15 protein-coding genes are annotated in these 21,036 nt (G+C 70.6%); 6 read left to right on the top strand and 9 right to left on the bottom strand.

The window, feature by feature from the left end; translation table 11 throughout:
* Positions 1–161: 161 nt before the first annotated feature.
* The 4 genes from tkt (at position 162) to pgl (ending at position 6,844) form a co-directional block, all read left to right on the top strand.
* Positions 162–2,261 carry a transketolase gene (tkt, locus tag ACFQRJ_RS03740; protein WP_377017162.1) on the top strand — a complete coding sequence of 700 codons (2,100 nt, stop codon included), beginning with the start codon at positions 162–164 and terminating at the stop codon, positions 2,259–2,261.
* A gap of 128 nt (positions 2,262–2,389) precedes the next feature.
* Entirely contained in the window at positions 2,390–3,502 is a 1,113-nt protein-coding gene (tal, locus tag ACFQRJ_RS03745) for a transaldolase (protein WP_377017164.1), read from the top strand.
* Between the two features lie 73 nt (positions 3,503–3,575).
* On the top strand, positions 3,576–5,138 hold the full coding sequence (gene zwf, locus ACFQRJ_RS03750) for a glucose-6-phosphate dehydrogenase (protein ID WP_377017166.1): 1,563 nt from the start codon (positions 3,576–3,578) through the stop codon (positions 5,136–5,138).
* Positions 5,135–6,844 carry a 6-phosphogluconolactonase gene (gene pgl / locus ACFQRJ_RS03755; protein ID WP_377017168.1) on the top strand — a complete coding sequence of 570 codons (1,710 nt, stop codon included), beginning with the start codon at positions 5,135–5,137 and terminating at the stop codon, positions 6,842–6,844. Before zwf ends, pgl begins: the two co-directional genes overlap by 4 nt.
* A gap of 167 nt (positions 6,845–7,011) precedes the next feature.
* On the opposite strand, the gene secG is transcribed toward pgl, so the two are convergent.
* The 9 genes from secG to uvrA all read right to left on the bottom strand — a co-directional run bounded on the left by secG (position 7,012) and on the right by uvrA (position 18,456).
* Positions 7,012–7,254 carry a preprotein translocase subunit SecG gene (secG, locus tag ACFQRJ_RS03760; protein ID WP_377017282.1) on the bottom strand — a complete coding sequence of 81 codons (243 nt, stop codon included), beginning with the start codon at positions 7,252–7,254 and terminating at the stop codon, positions 7,012–7,014.
* A gap of 106 nt (positions 7,255–7,360) precedes the next feature.
* Positions 7,361–8,140: a triose-phosphate isomerase gene (tpiA, locus tag ACFQRJ_RS03765; protein ID WP_377017170.1), complete on the bottom strand. Its 780-nt coding sequence runs from the start codon at positions 8,138–8,140 to the stop codon at positions 7,361–7,363.
* Positions 8,137–9,339 carry a phosphoglycerate kinase gene (locus ACFQRJ_RS03770; RefSeq protein WP_377017172.1) on the bottom strand — a complete coding sequence of 401 codons (1,203 nt, stop codon included), beginning with the start codon at positions 9,337–9,339 and terminating at the stop codon, positions 8,137–8,139. The genes tpiA and ACFQRJ_RS03770 overlap by 4 nt, the downstream gene beginning before the upstream one ends.
* 133 nt (positions 9,340–9,472) lie before the next feature.
* The gene (gap, locus tag ACFQRJ_RS03775; RefSeq protein ID WP_377017174.1) at positions 9,473–10,477 is read right to left on the bottom strand and encodes a type I glyceraldehyde-3-phosphate dehydrogenase; all 1,005 of its coding nucleotides are present in this window, start codon (positions 10,475–10,477) and stop codon (positions 9,473–9,475) included.
* A 105-nt stretch (positions 10,478–10,582) separates the two neighbouring features.
* A complete protein-coding gene (whiA, locus tag ACFQRJ_RS03780; RefSeq protein WP_377017176.1) occupies positions 10,583–11,581 on the bottom strand; it encodes a DNA-binding protein WhiA in 999 nt (332 codons plus the stop codon).
* On the bottom strand, positions 11,565–12,677 hold the full coding sequence (yvcK, locus tag ACFQRJ_RS03785; protein ID WP_377017178.1) for a uridine diphosphate-N-acetylglucosamine-binding protein YvcK: 1,113 nt from the start codon (positions 12,675–12,677) through the stop codon (positions 11,565–11,567). Before yvcK ends, whiA begins: the two co-directional genes overlap by 17 nt.
* Positions 12,674–13,531 (bottom strand): RNase adapter RapZ, encoded by an 858-nt coding sequence (gene rapZ, locus ACFQRJ_RS03790; RefSeq protein WP_377017284.1) that lies wholly within the window; start codon positions 13,529–13,531, stop codon positions 12,674–12,676. Before rapZ ends, yvcK begins: the two co-directional genes overlap by 4 nt.
* Positions 13,532–13,611: 80 nt before the next feature.
* Positions 13,612–15,573 (bottom strand): excinuclease ABC subunit UvrC, encoded by a 1,962-nt coding sequence (gene uvrC / locus ACFQRJ_RS03795; protein ID WP_377017180.1) that lies wholly within the window; start codon positions 15,571–15,573, stop codon positions 13,612–13,614.
* 6 nt (positions 15,574–15,579) lie between these two features.
* Entirely contained in the window at positions 15,580–18,456 is a 2,877-nt protein-coding gene (gene uvrA / locus ACFQRJ_RS03800; RefSeq protein ID WP_377017182.1) for an excinuclease ABC subunit UvrA, read from the bottom strand.
* 91 nt (positions 18,457–18,547) lie between these two features.
* Between uvrA and ACFQRJ_RS03805 the strand changes: the two genes are divergently transcribed.
* Positions 18,548–19,246 carry an MBL fold metallo-hydrolase gene (locus ACFQRJ_RS03805; RefSeq protein ID WP_377017184.1) on the top strand — a complete coding sequence of 233 codons (699 nt, stop codon included), beginning with the start codon at positions 18,548–18,550 and terminating at the stop codon, positions 19,244–19,246.
* A complete protein-coding gene (locus tag ACFQRJ_RS03810; RefSeq protein WP_377017186.1) occupies positions 19,243–20,988 on the top strand; it encodes a bifunctional 3'-5' exonuclease/DNA polymerase in 1,746 nt (581 codons plus the stop codon). The genes ACFQRJ_RS03805 and ACFQRJ_RS03810 overlap by 4 nt, the downstream gene beginning before the upstream one ends.
* The last annotated feature ends 48 nt before the right edge of the window (positions 20,989–21,036 follow it).

The raw sequence follows: 21,036 nt of genomic DNA on the forward strand, positions 1-21,036 counted from the left end.
GCTGGACGAGGTCCATCATCGGTCTCGACCAGCACTAAGGTGGGACGCGTCGCTTCGGGCAGGAACTGACCACGTCGAAGGATGCTTGTCGGGGATGCCTGCCGGAGCCATCGATCCGCGCGGCCGCTGCGGCCGCTACCCGGCGAAAGGAAGCAATCGACGTGACCGATACGTTCAAGGCCCCGGAGGGTTGGACCGACCTGGACAAGCGCGCAGTGGACACCGTGCGCGTCCTCGCCGCCGATGCGGTGGAGAAGGTCGGCAACGGGCACCCCGGCACGGCCATCAGCCTGGCCCCCGCCGCATACCTGCTCTACCAGGACGTCATGCGGCACGATCCGACCGACCCGGACTGGCTCGGTCGCGATCGCTTCGTGCTCTCGGCCGGCCACTCCAGCCTGACCCAGTACATCCAGCTCTACCTCGGCGGCTTCGGGCTCGAGCTGGAGGACATCGAGGGGCTGCGCACCTGGGGCTCCAAGACCCCCGGCCACCCGGAGAACTTCCACACCAAGGGCGTGGAGATCACCACCGGCCCGCTCGGCCAGGGCATCTCCTCCGCCGTCGGCATGGCCATGGCCCAGCGTCGCGAGCGCGGCCTGCTGGACCCCGAGGCCGCGCCGGGCACCAGCCCGTTCGACCACTTCACCTATGTGATCGCCTCCGACGGCGATCTCCAGGAGGGCGTCAGCAGCGAGGCCAGCTCGCTGGCCGGCACCCAGAAGCTGGGCAACCTCATCGTCCTGTGGGACGACAACGAGATCTCCATCGAGGGCGACACCTCGATCGCCTTCACCGAGGACACCACCGCTCGCTACGAGGCCTACGGCTGGGACGTGCGCACCGTGGACTGGACCCAGGGCGGCGAGAGTTACCTCGAGGACGTGGCCGCGCTCAAGGCCGAGATCCTCGAGGCCCAGAAGGTCACCGACAAGCCGACCTTCATCCGGCTGCGCACCGTCATCGGCTGGCCGATCCCGGAGCTCGCCGGCAGCCACAGCGTCCACGGGGCCAAGCTCGGCCCCGACGCCGTCGCCGGGCTGAAGGAAGCCATCGGCTTCGACCCCGAGAAGTCGTTCCAGGTGGACGAGGACGTGCTCGCCCGCACCCGCTCGCTCGCCGAGCGCGCCGCGACGGCCAAGTCCGAGTGGGACGAGGGCTACCAGGCCTGGCGCTCCGCGAACCCCGAGCGGGCGACGCTGCTGGACCGCCTGGTCGCGCGTGAGCTGCCCGAGGGCTTCGCCGAGGCGTTCCCGGCCTTCGAGGCCGACGAGAAGGGCATCGCCACCCGCGCCGCCTCCGGCAAGATCCTCGCCGAGCTGGCCCCGGTCATGCCCGAGCTGTGGGGTGGCAGCGCCGACCTCGCGGGCTCGAACAACACCACCATGAAGGGCGAGCCGTCGTTCCTGCCCGAGGAGTACAGCTCGGAGCAGTTCGCCGGTGACGAGTACGGCCGTACGCTGCACTTCGGCATCCGCGAGCACGGGATGGGCGCGATCCTCTCGGGGATCTCGCTGCACGGCCTCACGCGTCCCTACGGCGGCACCTTCTTCCAGTTCGCCGACTACATGCGCGGCGCCGTGCGCCTCGCCTCGCTGATGAAGGTCCCCGCCACCTACGTGTGGACCCACGACTCGATCGGTCTGGGCGAGGACGGCCCCACGCACCAGCCTGTCGAACACCTGGCCGCCTACCGGGCGATCCCGAACCTCTCGATCGTGCGTCCGGCGGATGCCAATGAGACCGCGCAGGCCTGGAAGGCTCTGCTCGAGCGGGACAGCGGGCCCGTCGGGCTGATCCTCAGCCGTCAGGCCATGCCGACCTTCGACCGCTCGGAGTACGCGGGCGCCGACGGGCTGGCCAAGGGCGCCTACGTGATGAAGGAGGCCTCCTCCGGCACTCCTCAGGTGATCCTGATCGGCACCGGCTCCGAGGTGCAGTACGCCGCCGAGGCCCAGAAGCAGCTCGAGGCCGAGGGGATCGCCACCCGGCTGGTCTCGATGCCGTCCGTGGAGTGGTTCGACGAACAGGACGAGGAGTACAAGGAGTCCGTCCTGCCCTCGGCGGTCACCGCCCGCGTCAGCGTCGAGGCCGGGATCGCGATGCCCTGGTACCGCTTCCTCGGCGCCCACGGCCGGGCCGTCTCGCTCGAGCACTACGGTGCCTCGGCCGACGCCAAGACGCTGTTCCGCGAGTACGGCTTCACCCCGGAGGCGGTCATCGCCGCCGCCAAGGAGTCCCTCGCGGCCGCCGGCGCCTGACCGGTGCGGGGCGGGGCCCACGGGTCCTGCCCCGCACCCGCCTCTGGCTGGAAGAAATCCGGCCCGACCAGCGTTAGACGACGACAGCAGTTCGACACAGGGCGCGCAGCGTCCGGAAGGATATGCACATGACTCAGAATCCCCGCACCCAGGCCCTGTCCGACGCCGGCGTCTCCATCTGGCTCGACGACCTCTCCCGCCAGCGGATGACCTCCGGCAACCTGCAGGAACTGATCGATACCCGCAACGTGGTGGGCGTCACCACGAACCCCTCGATCTTCCAGGCCGCGATCTCCGGCCGCTCCGAGTACGACGACGACATCGCTCGCCTGGCCGGTGAGGGCAAGGACGTCGACGGCGTCCTCGAGGTCGTCACCACCGACGACGTGCGCAGCGCCTGCGACCTCTTCCAGGGCGTGCACGAGGCCACCGGCGGCGTGGACGGACGCGTCAGCATCGAGGTCGACCCGCGGCTGGCCCACGACACCGACAAGACCATCGAGCAGGCCAAGCGGCTGCGCGACCTGGTCGACCGGGAGAACCTGTTCGTCAAGATCCCCGCGACCGAGGCGGGCCTGCCGGCGATCACCGCCACCATCGCCGAGGGCATCAGCGTCAACGTCACCCTGATCTTCTCCGTGGCCCGCTACCAGGAGGTCATGGAGGCCTACCTCGCCGGCCTGGAGCAGGCCGCCGAGGCGGGCAAGGACCTCTCGAAGATCTACTCCGTCGCCTCGTTCTTCGTCTCCCGCGTCGATGCCGAGATCGACAAGCGCCTCGAGGCGCTCGGGGGCGAGGCCGAGACGCTGCGCGGCTCCGCCGGCGTCGCCAACGCCCAGGCCGCCTTCGGCGAGTACCTCACCGCCTTCGGGCAGGAGCGCTTCGCGGCTCTCAAGGACAAGGGCGCGAACGTGCAGCGCCCGCTCTGGGCCTCGACAGGGGTCAAGAACCCCGACTACCCCGACACGCTCTACGTCGACAACCTCGTCGCCGATCCGTGCGTGAACACCATGCCGGAGAAGACGCTGGAGGCCGTCGCCGAGCACTCCGAGCCCAAGGCCGCGCTGAACGCCGAGACCGCCAAGACGGGCGAGAGCGTCCTGGAGCGCGTCGAGGAGGCCGGGGTCGACCTGGCCGACGTGTTCGCGCTGCTCGAGCGCGAGGGCGTCGAGAAGTTCGAGAAGTCCTGGCAGGAGCTCATCGACACCGTGTCGGCGACCATCGACGACACCCGAGCCTGAGTTCTCCGAGAGCACGGCCGCGCCCGCTGGGGCAGGCCGTGCTCTCGCCGTCCGTGTCCGAGAAAGGACGATCGTGACCGATACCAGCACTCCTCCGGCAGGCGCCGAGACACCGGAGATCGCCAACCCCCTGCGTGACCCCCGCGACCGCCGGCTGCCGCTCATCGCCGGGCCGAGCTCCATGGTGATGTTCGGCGTCACCGGCGACCTCGCCCGCAAGAAGCTCCTGCCTGCCATCTATGACCTCACCCATCGCGGACTGCTGCCGGCCAGCTTCGGCCTGGTCGGGTTCGGGCGCCGCGAATGGTCCGACGAGGACTTCGCCGAGTACGTGCGCAAGAGCGTCTCCGAGCACTCCCGCACCGGCTTCTCGGAGAGCGTCTTCGAGCAGCTCCGCGGCGGGCTGCGCTTCGTGACCGGCACGTTCGACGACTCCGCGGCGTTCGAGCGCCTCACCGAGGTCGTCGGCGAGCTGGACCGCACCCGCGGGACCGGCGGCAACCACGCCTTCTACCTCTCGATCCCGCCGGACGCCTTCCCGAAGGTCTGCGGTCAGCTCGCCGAGTCGGGACTGAACACCCCGCGGGACGGCTCCTGGCGCCGCGTGATCATCGAGAAGCCCTTCGGGCACGACCTCGCCTCCGCGCGCGAGCTCAACGACGTGGTCGAGAAGGTGTTCCGCCCGGAGGACGTCTTCCGCATCGACCATTACCTGGGCAAGGAGACCGTCCAGAACATCATGGCGCTGCGCTTCGCCAACCAGCTCTATGAGCCGGTGTGGAACGCGAGCTATGTCGACCACGTCCAGATCACGATGGCCGAGGACATCGGTATCGGGTCCCGGGCCGGGTACTACGACGGCATCGGCACCGCGCGGGACGTCATCCAGAACCACCTGCTGCAGCTGCTCGCGCTGACGGCGATGGAGGAGCCGGTCTCCTTCCGTGCCTCCGACCTGCGGGCGGAGAAGGAGAAGGTGCTCGCCGCGATCGAGCTGCCCGAGGATCTCGCCGCGCACACCGCCCGCGGGCAGTACGTGGGCGGCTGGCAGGGCGGCGAGGAGGTGCGCCCCTACCGCGAGGAGGAGGGCATCCCCGCGGATTCGACCACGGAGACCTTCGCCGCGATGAGGCTCGACATCGCCACGCGGCGCTGGGCGGGCGTGCCGTTCTACCTGCGCGCCGGCAAGCGGCTGGGCCGGCGGGTCACGGAGATCGCGGTCGTGTTCAAGCGCGCCCCGTTCCTCCCGTTCCGCTCCACCGATACCGCGAACCTCGGCCAGAATGCGATCGTCATCCGCGTCCAGCCGGACGAGGGCGTGACCATGCGCTTCGGCTCCAAGGTCCCCGGCACCCAGATGGAGGTGCGGGACGTGACGATGGACTTCGCCTACGGCATGAACTTCACGGAGGAGTCCCCGGAGGCCTACGAGCGGCTGATCCTGGATCTCCTGCTGGGCGATCCGCCGCTGTTCCCCCGGCAGAAGGAGGTCGAGCTCTCCTGGCGGATCCTCGACCCCATCACCGAGTTCTGGTCGGAGAACCTCGAGCCGGCGCCCTACCGCCCCGGCACCTGGGGGCCCGACACCGCCCACGAGATGCTCGCCCGTGACGGACGTACCTGGAGGCGACCGTGATCACCACCCTGACAGACACCACCGCCTCGGCCATCGACAAGAAGATGATCGAGATGCGGGAGACCTTCGGCGCGAACACCATCGGCCGGGTGCTCACGCTGATCATCATCTCCACCGGAGATGTCGAGGATCCTCTCGAGGCGGCCGTGCGCGCCAGTCACGAGCACCCCGCCCGGGTCCTCGTTCTCGACGTCGACCCGGAGGCCGAGGCCTCGGGACTGGACGCGGAGATCCGCGTGGGCCGTGACGCCGGCGCCGGCGAGATCGTGATCCTCCGCGCCCGCGGGGACATCATGTACTCGCTGGACACGCTGGTGATGGCGCTGCTGCTGCCGGACGCCCCGATCGTCACCTGGTGGCCGGAGAGCGCCCCGTCCTCCCCCGTCCACGACGTGCTGGGCTCCATGTCGCAGCGCCGGATCACCGACGCCGCGGCCTGCTCCAGCCCGCTGGCCACCCTCAAGCGTCTGCGCCGTGGCTACGCCAGCGGGGACTCCGACCTCTCGTGGTCGAGGCTGACCCGGTGGCGCGGGCTCGTCGCCAGCGCCTACGAGGTGCCCCCGATCTCGACCCCGAAGCTGGTGGAGGTCTCCGGCAGCGCCGAGGACCCCTCGGTGGTGCTGATGGCCGCCTGGCTCGAGCACACCCTCGGCGTGGATGTCCGCACGGTCGAGCCGGCCGGTGAGGTCTCGGAGGGCCCCTCCGTGCGGGGCGTGCGTCTGCACCGCGAGGACGGCACGATCGAGCTCGTCCGCACCAGCGACGACTCGATCGTCATGAACCTCCCGGGCGATCAGAGCGGCCAGCATGTGACGATGCCCCGCCGCACGCTCAGCGAGCTGCTGTCCGAGGAGCTGCGTCGGCTGAATCCCGACGAGGTCTACGGCGAGGTCCTCGCCAGCGCCTTCAGCGGGATCGACGATTTCGGCACCTACGCGCGGGGAAAGCCGGAGGCCACCGACCGGGTCCTCGAGGACGCCTCCACGGTCGCGACCGCGGCCGCGGAAGCCGTCGCCTCACAGCTCGCGGACGCCCTCGCCCAGCGCCAGGCGGCGCATCTGGTGGTCACCGGCGGTTCGGTCGGCACGAAGACCGCCGCGGCCCTGCCGGGGGCGCTGTCCTCGGCCGGGGCGGACGTCTCCCGCCTGCACATCTGGTGGGGCGACGAGCGCTTCGTGGACACCGACTCGAGCGACCGCAACGAGGTCGCCGTGCGCTCCTCGTTCCTGGAGCCTCTCCAGGAGGCCGGGCTGCCGGCACGCAACATCCACGTTATGCCCTCCCCCGCCGACGGCATGTCGCTGGACGAGGCCGCCGCGTGGTACGGGCAGCAGCTCGACCAGGCCGGTGGCGACGAGCCGTTCCGCACCCGAGGCCGCGCGTTCTTCGACGTGCTGCTCCTGGGCGTCGGGCCCGACGGTCACGTCGCCTCGCTGTTCCCGGAGCACCCTGACCAGCGGCAGGCAGGAGCCAGTGCGGTCGCGGTGACGAACTCGCCCAAGCCGCCGCCGGAGCGGATCTCCCTGCCCTGGCCCGTGCTGAACTCCTCGCGTCACGTGGCCTTCCTGGTCGCCGGCGGGGACAAGGCCGAGGCGGTCGCGAGGGCCCACGGCGAGATCGATCCGTGGCCCGTCCCGGCCTCTGCGGTGCGGGGCCTCGAATCCACCACCTGGTTCCTGGACAGCGCCGCCGCCGAGAAGCTCTGAGCCCCCTGCTCCCGGAGGGCCGGTCACCACCATGGTGGCCGGCCCTCTCTGCAATCTCGGACCCACGGCCCCTCCACGAGGCCGGACGCACGCGACGAGCAAGAGGGCCGGTCACCGTAGCGGTGACCGGCCCTCTCGGAGAGTTCAGGAATGTGCGCGCAGCACGTTCAGAGCATGCGTTCCAGGATGCCGAGGGCGACGCAGCACAGGCCCCACACCACCGCGACGGTGACGGTGAGCCGGTTCAGGTTGCGCTCGGCGACACCGGAGGCGCTGGCCGAGGACGACACACCGCCGCCGAACATGTCGGAGAGGCCGCCGCCGCGCCCCTTGTGCAGGAGGACGAGCATGATGGCCAGCAGACTGGTGACGGCCAGCAGGATCTGAAGGATGAGCTTCAGCAGGGGCAGATCCACGAGGGGCGATACCTTCCACGGAGACAGGAGGACCGATCCAGCATACGGCACGGGCCGGGCCTCTCGAAGGCCCGGCCCGCGTGGTGCCAGTCTCGCTCGCTCAGACTCCGGCGTTGTAGCCGGCGATCTTGGCGAACTCCTCGGCCTTGAGCGAGGCGCCGCCGACGAGAGCGCCGTCGACGTCCTCCTTGCCCATCAGCTCGACGACGTTGGAGGACTTGACGCTGCCGCCGTACAGCACGCGGACGGCCTCGGCGACCTCGTCGCCCTGCAGGCGGCGCAGCGCCTCGCGGATCGCGGCGCACACCTCCTGCGCGTCGTCCGGGGTGGCGACCTCGCCGGTGCCGATGGCCCACACGGGCTCGTAGGCGATGACGATCTGCCGGGCCTGGTCGGCGGTCAGGCCGTCGATGCCGCCCTCGACCTGGGCGAGGGTGTACTCGACGTGCTTGCCGGCCTGGCGCTCCTCGAGCGGCTCGCCGACGCACAGGATCGGGGTCAGTCCGGCGGCGAAGGCGGCCTTCACCTTGGCATTGGTGACCTTCTCGTCCTCACCGTGGTGCTGGCGGCGCTCGGAGTGGCCGACGGCCACGTAGCTGCAGCCCAGTGCCTTCAGCATGGGCCCGGAGACCTCGCCGGTGTAGGCACCGGACTCGTGCTCGGAGAGGTCCTGTGCGCCGTAGGCGAGGGGGAGCTTCCCGGCGTCGACCGCGGTCTGGACGGTGCGGATGTCGACGAAGGGCGGCAGCACGACGGTCTCGACCGCGTCGGTGTCGATGCCCTTGAGCTGATCACCGAGGTCCTCGACCAGGGCCAGCGCCTGCTTCCAGTCCAGGTTCATCTTCCAGTTGCCCGCCATCAGCGGGGTACGGGTGCTCACTTGGTGCCCTCCTCGAGGATCGAGATTCCCGGCAGTTCCTGGCCCTCGATGAGTTCGAGGCTCGCGCCGCCGCCGGTGGAGATGTGCGAGAAACGGGATTCGTCGAATCCGAGATTGCGGACCGCAGAGGCGGAGTCTCCCCCGCCGACCACGGTGTATCCCTCGGCGGTCGCGAGATGCTCGGCGACGGCCTTGGTACCGGCCGCGAACGCCTCGAACTCGAACACACCCATGGGGCCGTTCCAGAACACGGTCGCCGCGTCGGAGATCTTCTGTCCGAACAGCTTCGCCGTCTCCGGGCCGATGTCCATGCCCTCCTGGTCCGAGGGGATCTGGTCGACCGGCACCACGGTCGCGGGGGCATCGGCCGAGAACTCGGGGGCCACCACCGTGTCGACGGGCAGGACGAGCTCCACGCCCTGGTCCTCGGCGCGCCGCATGTACTCGCGCACCACGTCGAGCTTGCTCTCGTCCAGCAGCGACTGGCCCACCTCGAGACCCTTGGCCTTCTGGAAGGTGTAGGCCATGCCGCCGCCGATCAGGATGCGGTCGGCCTTGCCGAGCAGGGTGTCGATGACGCCGAGCTTGTCGGCGACCTTCGCCCCGCCGAGCACGACGACGAAGGGGCGCTCGGGATCATCGGTCACCTTGCGCAGGGATTCGACCTCCCCGAGGACGAGCTGGCCCGCGGCCGAGGGCAGCAGGGTCGCCAGCTCGTAGACGGAGGCCTGCTTGCGGTGGACGACGCCGAACCCGTCGGAGACGAACGCGTCGCCGAGAGAGGCGAGGGCCTGCGCGAAGACGTGGCGCTCGCCATCGGCCTTCGCGGTCTCGCCCGGGTTGAAGCGCAGGTTCTCCAACACGGCGACCTGGCCGTCCTGCAGGCCGCCGACGACCTCACGTGCGGAATCGCCGATGGTGTCGGTGGCGAAGGCGACGTCCTGGCCGATCAGCTCGCCGAGGCGGCCGACGACGGGCTTCAGGGAGTACTTGTCCTCCGGCTCGCCCTTGGGGCGGCCGAGGTGGGAGATGACCACGACGCGCGCGCCGGCCTCGCTGAGCCGGGTCAGGGTGGGCAGCGCGGCGCGGATGCGGCCGTCGTCGGTGATGGTGGTGCCGTCCAGCGGGACGTTGAGGTCTGCTCGCACGAGCACGCGCTTGCCGCGCAGCTCTCCGAGCGAGTCGATGGTCTTCAGCACTGTGGTGGTTCCTTCTGTTCGTGGCCGTGGCGGCGCGAGCGGGACGAGCGGAGCCCGCCGGACACCGACCCCTCGGGGTGGTGACCGGCGGGCTCCGGGGCGGGTCCTTGGTCGTCCGGGGACGACGGGTGGATCAGAGGGACTTGCCCACGAGCTGCGAGAGCTCGACGAGGCGGTTCGAGAAGCCCCACTCGTTGTCGTACCAGGTGAAGACCTTCACCTGGTTGCCGATGACCTTGGTCAGCTGCGCGTCGAAGATCGAGGAGTGCGGGTCACCCTCGATGTCCTTGGAGACGATCGGGTCCTCGGTGTAGCGCAGGACGCCCTTGAGGGGACCCTCGGCAGCCTTCTTCACCGCGGCGTTGACCTCCTCGGCGGTGATCTCGCGGGACGCCTCGAAGGTGAGGTCCGTGATCGAGCCGGTGGGGACCGGCACGCGCAGCGAGTAGCCGTCGAGCTTGCCCTTGAGCTCCGGGAGCACCAGCGCCACGGCCTTGGCCGCACCGGTGGTGGTCGGGACGATGTTCAGGGCGGCGGCCCGCGCACGGCGCGGATCCTTGTGGGGGCCGTCCTGCAGCACCTGGTCGGAGGTGTAGGCGTGGATCGTGGTCATCAGGCCCTTGACGATCCCGAACTCGTCGTTCAGCACCTTGGCCACGGGAGCGAGGCTGTTGGTGGTGCAGGACGCGTTGGAGACGATGTGCTGGGTCTCGGGGTCGTAGTCACCCTCGTTCACACCGATGACGAAGGTCGCGTCCTCGTTCTTCGCCGGAGCGGAGATGATGACCTTCTTGGCGCCGGCCTCGATGTGGGCCTTGGCCTTCTCGGCGTCGGTGAAGATGCCCGTGGATTCGATGACGACGTCGGCGCCGATCTCTCCCCACGGGATGTTCTTGGGATCGCGCTCGGCGAAGGCGCGGAAGGTGTTCTCGCCGACGGTGATGGAGTTCTCGTCGTGGGAGACCTCGTAGGGCAGGACGCCACCGATCGAGTCGTACTTGATGAGGTTGGCGAGCGTGGCGTTGTCCGTCAGGTCGTTGACGCCGACGATCTGGATGTCTGCCTTCTGCTCGAGCGCGGCGCGCAGGTAATTGCGCCCGATACGACCGAACCCGTTGATTCCGACCTTAATGGTCACGGTTCCTCCTAGATTCACAGGGGATCTGCGAAATATGGACAGTGGCGCGCACGCCCTCGTACGCTCGGACGGCGCCGGCTGTGACCGACGACCGGGATGATCGTATCAATGCCCCGGGTCGGGCGACGGGGGCAACCGCTCCTCGTCCACTCCGTCCTCCGTCCCGGGCAGTCCCAGCTCCTCGGCGCGCTTGTCCGCCATCGCCAGCAGACGCCGGATCCGACCGGCCACGGCGTCCTTCGTGAGCGGCGGATCGGCCAGGCGACCGAGCTCCTCGAGACTCGCCTGCCGGTTCTCCAGGCGCAGGCGCCCGGCGGCCTGCAGGTGCTCCGGCACCTCGTCCCCCAGGATCTCCAGCGCGCGCTGGACGCGCTGACCGGCGGCCACGGCGGCCCGCGCCGAGCGCCGCAGATTGGCGTCATCGAAGTTGGCCAGCCGATGCGCGGTCGCCTTGACCTCGCGGGTGGTCCGGCGGTCCTCCCAGCTCAGCACGGTCTGGCGGGCGCCCATGTGACTCAGCAGCGCGGAGATGGCCTCGCCGTCGCGCAGGACGACGCGGTCCGCGCCACGGGCTTCGCGGGCCTTCGAGGCCACGCCGAGGCGACGGGCCGCACCGACCATCGCCAGCGCCACCTCCGGGCCCGGGCAGGAGAGCTCGAGGGCGGCGGAGCGGCCCGGTTCGGTCAGGGTGCCGCGCGCCAGGAACGCGCCGCGCCACGCGGCCTCGGCGTCGACGGTGGCGCCTCCCACCACGAACGGCGGCATCCCACGCACGGGACGGCCGCGGCCGTCGAGCAGACCCGCCTGCCGGGCGAGCATGCCGCCTTCGCGGTCGACCCGCACCACGTAGCGGCTGGTGCGGCGTATCCCCGACGGGGCGAGCACCGCGAGCTCGGCGCGGTGGCCGTACATGTCGGAGATGATGGCGTGCAACCGCCGCGCGACCGAGGCGGAGTCCAGCTCCGCCTCGACCACGACGCGCCCGGCGACCATGTGCAGTCCGCCGGCGAAGCGCAGCATCGCGGCCGCCTCGGCCTTCCGTGCCGAGGGGCGGGTCACCTCGAGGCGGCTCAGCTCCTCCTTGGCATCACCGGTCAGTGCCATGCAGGTCCTCCTCGCTGGATTCGGCGTCGGCTCCGGCCGCGCCGTGGTTCTCGGACCGGGCCGGCTCGACGTCACCGTAGGCGTCGTCGAACAGATCGCGGTAGGCCGCGGCCAGGCGCACCGGGTCGTGATGCGGGAGGCCGTCGCCGACGCTGACCTGGCGCAGCAGCGCGCGGATCCCACGCGACTCGGCGGACTGGGCCAGCGCGAGCGCGTCCCCGAGGGCGGTGGGGTCGGCGACCAGGGCGTCGAACCGGGTCCCGTCGGCGTGCTCGAGCAGCACGTCCAGCAGGTCCAGGCTCGTCATGCCCTCGGCCTCCTGTGCGCCCACCGACAGGTTCGTGGTGATGCACCGTCGCGCCGGGCTGCTGCGGATGGCCTCGGCGATCTCCGGGATCATCAGGTGCGGCAGCACCGAGGTGTACCAGGATCCCGGGCCGACGATGATCCAGTCGGCCCGGCCCAGCGCCTCGATCACGTCCTCCGCCACCTGCGGCCGCGGCGGCGTCAGCCGCAGGCCCTCGACCCGTCCGTCGGCGGTCGCGACCTGCCATTGGCCGGCGACGGTGCGCAGCTGCCCGTCCGCGGACCGCACGTCGGCCTCGATGTCCAAGGGCTCCAGCGCCATCGGCAGGACGCGCCCCCGCGCGCCGAGCAGCTCGGCCATCTGGTCGAGCCCTTCGACCGGGTCGTCGAGGATCTGCCACAGCGCCACGATCAGCAGGTTGCCCAGCGAATGGCCGTCGAGCTCGCCGTCGGTGGCGAACCGGTGCTGGATGACCTCACCCCAGATCGAACCCCAGTCGGAGTCCTCGCACAGGGCGGCCAGCGCCATCCGCAGGTCGCCCGGAGGCAGCACGGGCATCTCGGTGCGGATCCGGCCGGAGGAGCCGCCGTTGTCGGCGACGGTGACCACGGCCGTGATGTCGTCGGTCAGCAGGCGCAGCGCCCGCAGGTTCGCGGCCAGGCCGTGCCCGCCGCCGAGGGCGACGACGCGCAGAGGCCGCTGGGGGTCTCCGATGCGTCCGCGCCGGGCTCTTCCGGAACGGTCGGCGCCGCGCAGATGGCGGCGCCCGGAGCGGGCGGCGATGCTCATTCCCGCCCCAGATCGCGGTGGCGGATGCGCACGGCGTGGCCGGCTCCGCGCAGCGAGTCGCCGATCCGGTCGGCGATGGCGACCGAGCGATGCTTGCCGCCGGTGCACCCGATGGCCAAGGTGGTGAAGTGCTTGTTCTCGACGCTGTAGCCGCGCAGCACGGGAATGATCATCTCGAGGTACCTGTCGACGAACTCGGCGGCATTGGCATCCCCCAGGACGAAGTCCGCGACCTCCTGGTCCGTCCCGCGCAGGGGTTTCAGCTCGGGCACCCAGTACGGGTTGGGGATGAAGCGGACGTCGCTGACGTGGTCCGCCTCCAGCGGGATGCCGTACTTGAAGCCGAAGGACAGCATGGTCACGGTCAGCCGCTGCTCGTCACTGGTGCCGAAGACGCTGCGCATCTTCATCGTCAGCTCGTGGACGTTCAGCGGAGACGTGTCGATGACCAGGTCCGCCATCCGGCGGTACGGGGCGAGCATCTCCCGTTCGCGGCGTATCCCCTCCAGCACGCCCTCCTCGCCCTGCAGCGGGTGGGGGCGGCGCACCGAGTCGAAGCGGCGCACGAGGGTGGACTCGTCGGCGGTCAGGAACAGCAGGCGCAGGCGGAGATCGGCCCGTCGCAGCTGGGCGACCACGTCGGAGAGCTCGTTGAAGAACGGACCGGAGCGGGGGTCGACGACGACGGCGAAACGGTTCTCGCGGCCCACGGCGGAGGCGCGCAGCTCGTACAGCGTGCTGATCAGCTGCGGCGCGATGTTGTAGACGACGTACCAGCCCATGTCCTCGAGCGCGTGGGCGGCGGTCTCACGGCCGGCACCTGCCAGGCCGGTGATGATGACGACGTCGCCCATCGTGTCGGAGCGGGGGGCCAGCGGGGGTTCGTCGTGCACCAGGCATTCCTTCCGGGGTCGTGAGCTGGGGACGGAGGGGATCAGCGCTCCAGGATCTCGCCGGTCGCCATGTCCACCGCGACGTCGATCGTGCCATCCTCCCCGGCCTCCGCGTCACCGGCGGAAGCGCTCCCGGTCTCGGCTCCGGTGGACGTCGCTTCGTCGGATCGTAGCGCGGCCAGGATCTGCGCGGCCAACGCGGGACCGATCCCCTCGACCTGCTGGAGGTCGTCCTCGGACGCCTGACGGATCGCCGAGACGGTCACGAAGCGGTCGAGCAGAGCACGGCGCCGGGCAGGGCCCAGCCCCGCAATGCCGTCCAGGGCGCTGGCCTGCATGGCGCGCCCGCGCTTGGAGCGGTGGTAGGTGATGGCGAAGCGGTGGGCCTCGTCACGCAGGCGCTGGACCAGGAACAGGGCCTCGCTGGTGCGCGGCAGGATCACGGGATAATCGTCGCCCGGCAGCCAGATCTCCTCCAGCCGCTTGGCGATGCCGGCCAGGGCGATGTCGGTGATGCCGAGGTCGTCGAAGGCGCGCTGGGCCGCAGCGACCTGGGGCGGGCCGCCGTCGACGAGGATCAACGAGGGCGGGTAGGCGAAGCGGCGGGCCTCCTCCTCCGTCTGCTCGGGCGGATCCAGGTGGTGCTTCAGGCGGCGGGAGATGACGTCGTACATCGAGGCGGTGTCATCCCGCGCCGCGTCACCGGTGACGGAGTAGCGGCGGTACTCGCTCTTCTTGGGCAGCCCGTCCTCGAACACGACCTGGGAGCCGACGACGTTGGTGCCGTGGGAATGGGAGATGTCGAAGCATTCGATGCGCAGCGGCGGCTCGGCCAGGTCGAGCGCTTCGCCGAGGTCCTCGAGGGCCTTGGTGCGGGCGGTGAGGTCGCCGGAGCGCTTGAGCCGATGCAGCCGCAGCGCCTCCTGCGCGTTCTCGGTGACGGTCGACAGCAGGTTCTTCTTCTCACCCCGCTGGGGGATCCGCAGATCCACCTGCTTGCCGATCAGTTCGAGCACCTGGTCACGGTTCGTGGGCTGGACCGGGACCAGCACCTCCTTGGGCGCGGCGCCCTCGGTGTACAGGGTGGTCACGGCCCGCTCGATCAGGTCGCCGGCGGTGGAGGCGTCGAGGATCTCCGCGGTCCAGCCGCGCTGGCCGCGGATCCGGCCGCCGCGGACATGGAAGACCTGGACGGACGCCTCGAGCTCGTCCTGCGCGAGGCCGATCAGATCGGCGTCGGTGGCGTCGGAGAGGACGACCGAGTTCTTCTCCATGACCTTGTTCAGCGCTTCGAGGTCATCGCGCAGCCCGGCGGCGGTCTCGTAGTCCATGGCCGCGGCGGCCTCGCGCATCTGCTTCTCGATGCGGCGGGTGTAGGTCGCGGTGTTGCCGGCCATGAAGTCCGCGAACTGCTCGGCGAGCTTGCGGTGCTCGTCCTGGGAGATGTCCCCGACGCAGGGCGCGGAGCACTTGCCGATGAAGCCGAGCAGGCAGGGCCGCCCGGAGCGCTCGGCCCGTCGGTACACGCCGGGCGTGCAGGAGCGGACGGGGAAGACCCGGAGCATCAGGTCGAGGGTCTCGCGGATCGCGCCGACCTGGGGGTAGGGACCGAAGGTGCGGTCGCCCTTGGCGCGGGGACGACGGGTGATGTGCACCCGCGGCACCTTCTCCCCCATGGTCAGCACGAGATACGGGTAGGACTTGTCGTCACGGAACTTGACGTTGAACCGCGGGTCGAACTCCTTGATCCACGTGTACTCGAGGGTGAGGGCCTCCACCTCGGTGCCGACCACTGTCCACTCCACGCCGGCGGCGGTGGTGACCATGCGCCGGGTGCGCTCGTGCAGGGCCGCGAGGTCCTGGAAGTAGTTCGACAGCCGCTGGCGGAGATTCTTCGCCTTGCCGACGTAGATCACGCGGCCATGCTCGTCGCGGAACCGGTAGACCCCCGGCCGGGTGGGGATGGTCCCGGTCGCGGGACGGTAGGTGGCGGGGTCGGCCATGGCGGATCAGGCCCCGGCCGGCACGCCGACCCGGTTCGAGCGGCCGGAGGCCAGCAAGGGCGCGAGGAAGTTGCCGGTGTACGAGCCCTCGACCGCGGCGACCTGTTCGGGGGTGCCGGTGGCGACGATACGGCCGCCGCCCGCGCCGCCGTCGGGGCCGAGATCGATGACGTGGTCGGCAGTCTTGATGACATCGAGATTGTGCTCGATGACGATCACGGTGTTGCCCTTGTCGACGAGACCGCCGAGCACCTCGAGCAGCTTGCGCACGTCCTCGAAGTGCAGGCCGGTGGTCGGTTCGTCGAGCACGTAGATGGTGCGCCCGTTGGAGCGCTTGTGCAGCTCGGCGGAGAGCTTGACGCGCTGCGCCTCCCCGCCGGAGAGGGTGGTCGCGGACTGGCCGAGCTTCACGTAGCCCAGGCCCACGTCCACCAGTGTCTGCATCTGGCGGCGGATCGCGGGGACGGCGTCGAAGAACTCGAGCGCCTCGGCGATGGACATCGCGAGCACCTCGGCGACGTTCTTGTCCTTGAACTTCACCTCGAGGGTCTCGCGGTTGTAACGCTGGCCCTTGCACACCTCGCACTGGACGTACACGTCGGGCAGGAAGTTCATCTCGATCTTCAAGGTGCCGTCGCCCGAGCAGGCCTCGCAGCGGCCGCCCTTGACGTTGAAGGAGAAGCGCCCGGCGGTGTACCCGCGCACCTTCGCCTCGTTGGTCTGGGCGAACAGGGTGCGCACCCGGTCCCATACCCCGGTGTAGGTGGCGGGGTTCGAGCGCGGGGTGCGGCCGATGGGCGACTGGTCGACGTGGACGACCTTGTCGAGGTGCTCGAGGCCGGTGACGCGCTTGTGCCGTCCCGGCACGATCCGGGCGCGGTTGAGCTCCTTGGCCAGCACGGAGTACAGCACGTCGTTGACCAGGGACGACTTTCCGGAGCCGGAGACGCCGCTGACGGCGGTGAGCACGCCGAGCGGGAAGCTGACGTCCTGGCCCGTGAGGTTGTTGGCGCGGGGCGCGACGACCTTGATCATGCGCTGGCGGTCCACGGGGCGGCGGGTCAGCGGCAGCGGGATCTCGAGCTCCCCGGAGAGGTAGCGCCCGGTCAGGCTGCGCGGGTTCGTCCGCAGCTCCTCGACCGGTCCGGAGTGGACGACCTGGCCGCCGTGCTCGCCGGCCAGCGGGCCGAAGTCGACCACCCAGTCCGCCGCGTTCAGTGTGTCCTCGTCGTGCTCGACGACGATCAGGGTGTTGCCGAGATCCCGCAGCCGGGTGAGGGTCTTGATGAGACGCTCGTTGTCCCGCTGGTGGAGACCGATCGAGGGCTCGTCGAGCACGTACAGCACACCGACCAGGCCGGAGCCGATCTGGGTGGCCAGGCGGATGCGCTGTGCCTCACCGCCGGAGAGCGTCCCGGCCGCGCGGGCCAGGGTGAGGTAGTCCAGGCCCACGTCGAGCAGGAAGCCGAGGCGGGCGCGGATCTCCCGCAGCACCTCGTCGGCGATCGCGGCCTCGCGCACCCCGAGCCGGAGGCCCTCGTGGAACTCGAGGGCGTCGCGGATCGACATCTCGCACACCTCGGCGATGGAGCGGCCGCCGACGGTCACGGCGAGCACCTCGGGGCGCAGCCGGGCGCCCTGGCACGTGGGGCAGGGCACTTCGCGCATGAACTGCTCGTAGCGCTCCTTGGCCCAGTCCGATTCGGTGTCGGAGTGGCGGCGCTGGAGGAAGTGCAGGATCCCCTCGAAACCGGTGGAATAGGTGCGCTCGCGTCCGAACCGGTTGCGGTAGCGCACGTGGACCTGGAAGTCGTTGCCGTGCAGCAGCGCCTCCTTGGCGCGCTGCGGCAGGGCCCGCCACGGGGTGTCCATCGAGAAGCTGAGCTCCTCGGCGAGCCCGGCCATGACCTCCTGATGGTGGTCGGCAGAGCCCATGGTCCACGGCGCGATGGCTCCCTGGGCGAGGCTGAGGTCCTCGTCGGGGATCACCAGCTCGGGGTCGACCTCGAGGCGCATGCCCAGGCCCGTGCATTCGGGGCAGGCGCCATAGGGGGCGTTGAACGAGAAGGTGCGCGGCTCGATGTCGTCGATGGCCAGCGGGTGGTCGTTGGGGCAGGCGCGCTTCTCGGAGAAGCGGCGGGTGCGCTCCTCGGAGTCCTCGTCGACGTCGACGAAGTCGACCACCACGAGCCCGTCGGCCAGGCGCAGCGCGGTCTCGACGGAGTCGGTCAGGCGGCGCCGTGAATCGGGCTTGGCGGCCAGGCGGTCCACGACCACGTCGATGGTGTGCTTGAACTTCTTGTCGAGCGTGATCTCCTCGTCCAGGCGCCGCGTCTTCCCGTCGATCCGGGCGCGGGCATAACCCTGGGAGCGCAGCGAGCTGATGAGGTCGACGTGCTCCCCCTTGCGGCCCTGGACCACGGGGGCCAGCAGCTGGAAGCGGGTCCCCTCGGGCTGCTCCAGCAGGGAGTCGACGATCTGCTCGGCCGAGGAGGAGCTGACCTCCTCGCCGCAGATCGGGCAGTGCTGGACGCCGGTGCGGGAGAACAGCAGGCGGAGGTAGTCGTAGATCTCCGTGATGGTGCCGACGGTCGAGCGCGGGTTGCGGTTGGTCGACTTCTGGTCGATGGAGACCGCGGGCGAGAGCCCTTCGATGAGATCGACGGAGGGCTTGTCCATCTGGCCGAGGAACTGCCGGGCATAGGCGGACAGCGACTCCACGTACCGGCGCTGGCCCTCGGCGAAGATCGTGTCGAACGCCAGGGAGCTCTTGCCGGACCCGGACAGCCCGGAGAAGACCACCAGGCGGTTCCGGGGGATGTCGATGTCGATGTTCTTGAGGTTGTGCTCGCGCGCACCACGAACGACGAGGGATTCAGTCACCGCTCCATCCTACGAGCGCGCTGCGACGTTCGAACAGCTGTTCGCCGGAGATCCTCGCGACATCTGCCGATCCCCGCGACATACTGGGGCCATGGTTGAGAACGAGTACACCGGACATGTCGAACCCCACGGCCCAAGCGCGCTGCGCTCCTTCGCCGCTCTGGAGATCCGCAAGGCCTCCGTGGGGCCGATGGACAACAACGCCTATCTGCTCACCTGCCGCGACACCGGCGCGCAGCTGCTGATCGACGCGGCCGCCGACGCCGACCGTCTGCAGGCACTGGTGGCCGAGGGCTCAGGCTCCCGCACCGGTGCCGGCTCCGCCGGTCGACTCGACACGATCGTCACCACGCATCGTCACCACGACCACGTCGGCGCCCTCGAGGAGCTGGTCTCCGCGACCGGCGCCCGCACGGCCGCCGGCGCGGAGGACGCTCCTGCCATCGCCGTGCCGACGGATGTGCAGCTGACCCACGGCGACGTGCTCGAGGTCGGCCGGCAGCGCCTCGAGGTGATTGCCCTGCGGGGCCACACCCCCGGGTCCGTCGCGCTGCTGTGGCGCGGCGGTGAGGCCGGCGACCATCTGTTCACCGGCGACTCCCTGTTCCCCGGCGGCGTGGGCAACACGGAGAACGACTCGCTGCGCTTCTTCCAGCTGCTCGACGACGTCGAGGAGCGCATCTTCGATGTGCTGCCGGACGCGACCTGGGTCTACCCCGGGCACGGGGACGACACCACCCTCGGCGCCGAGCGGCCCTCGCTGCCGCAGTGGCGCGAGAGAGGCTGGTGACCAGCACCGCCGATCCCGCCTGGTGCGTCATCGGCCGTGCCGGCGGCGGTGACGTGGTGATCGTCGATCTCGACGAGCACGGGCAGGAGATCGACCGCATCGCTCTGGGAGCCGACGAGCTTCCCGCCCACATCGCCCACCGCGAGCACCGACGCCCCCGCTGGGTGTGGAGCGACGCGGCGACCTGGTACCCGCGCGCGCTCGCAGCGGGCGTCACCGTCGAGCGCTGCCATGATCTGCGCCTGGTCCACCGGATCCTGCGCCATTCGCAGCTGGTCGCGGAACCGGAGGCGATCCGGGAGGCCACAGCCTGGGACGTCCCGATCGAACAGCACCCCGGCGCCGGCGAGGAGAGAGGCGCCGGCGCGACCCTGTTCGACCTGGACTCCTCGGCCCGGACCGACGGCGTTCCCCACCAGATCGAGGCCGCGCTCGCCGAATTCGCTCGCCAGCGCCGCGCCGTCGACGGGTCCATCGACCCCGCGCGGCTGCGCCTGCTGGTCGCCGCGGAATCGGCCGGCGCGCTGATCGCCGCCGAGCTGCACGCCGCCGGGATCCCGTGGGACACGGCCGAGCACGACCGGATCCTGCGCGATGCCATGGGGCCGCGTCCCCCAGCAGGGCAGAGCCCGGCGGGGATGGTGGAGGCCGCCGCGGAGGTCCGCGCGGCCCTCGGTGATCCGCAGCTGAGCCTCGACTCGCCACCCCGGCTGCTGCGCGCACTGCACCGCGCCGGGATCGACGTCGAATCGACCTCGCAGTGGGAGCTGACCCGCTTCGACCACCCCGCGATCGAGCCGCTGCTGCGCTACAAGAAGATGTCGCGGCTGCTCACCGCCAACGGCTGGACCTGGCTCGAGGAATGGGTCCACGACGGCCGGTACCGGCCGGTCTACGTTCCCGGGGGCGTCGTGACCGGCCGCTGGGCCTCCAGCGGCGGCGGGGCTCTGCAGATCCCGCGGCAGCTGCGCCCGGCGCTGCGGGCCGACGACGGCTGGCGCCTGGTCAGCGCCGACGTCTCACAGCTGGAGCCGCGCGTGCTCGCGGCGATGTCCGCCGATCCGGCGATGGTCGCGGCGGGCGCCGGCAAGGACCTCTACTCGGGGATCGTCGAGGCGGGGATCGTGGACAGCCGCCAGGAGGCGAAGATCGGTGTGCTCGGCGCTCTGTACGGCGGCACGACCGGTGACAGCGGGCGGGTGGTGCCCCGGCTGCGGCAGAACTTCCCCCGCGCCATGGCACTCGTGGACGGTGCCGCGCAGGTGGGCGAGCGCGGCGGCACGGTCTCCACGTGGCTCGGTCGCTCCTCCCCCGCCCCCGAGCCCGAATGGAACCAGGCGCAGAACCAGGCCTACCTGCCCGACGCCGAACCCGGCGAGCAGGAACGAGCACGCCGCTCCGCCCGCGACCGGGGACGCTTCACCCGCAACTTCGTGGTCCAGGGAACCGCCGCCGAATGGGCACTGTCGTGGATGGCTGCGCTGCGCCTGGCGCTGGCCCGGTTCGAGCCGGTGGCCGCGGCCGACGCGGCGACGCCGTCGGGGCCCGTGTTCGCGCGGCGCGCGCACCTGGCCTTCTTCCTCCACGACGAGGTGATCGTGCACGCTCCGGCCGCCCAGGCCGACGCGGTCGCCGACGCCATCCGCAGCGCCGCCGATGCCGCCGGTCGGTTGCTGTTCCCCCGCAGTCCCATCGACTTCCCCCTGGATCTGACCATCACGGAGCGCTCGCCGACGAAGTGACGTCACGTCGATTCCGTCGTCTCCGCTCCTCGTCCCCGCCCCGCCGTC

It is taken from the genome of Brachybacterium sp. GCM10030252, from assembly GCF_042666535.1.
Classification (GTDB): Bacteria; Actinomycetota; Actinomycetes; order Actinomycetales; family Dermabacteraceae; genus Brachybacterium.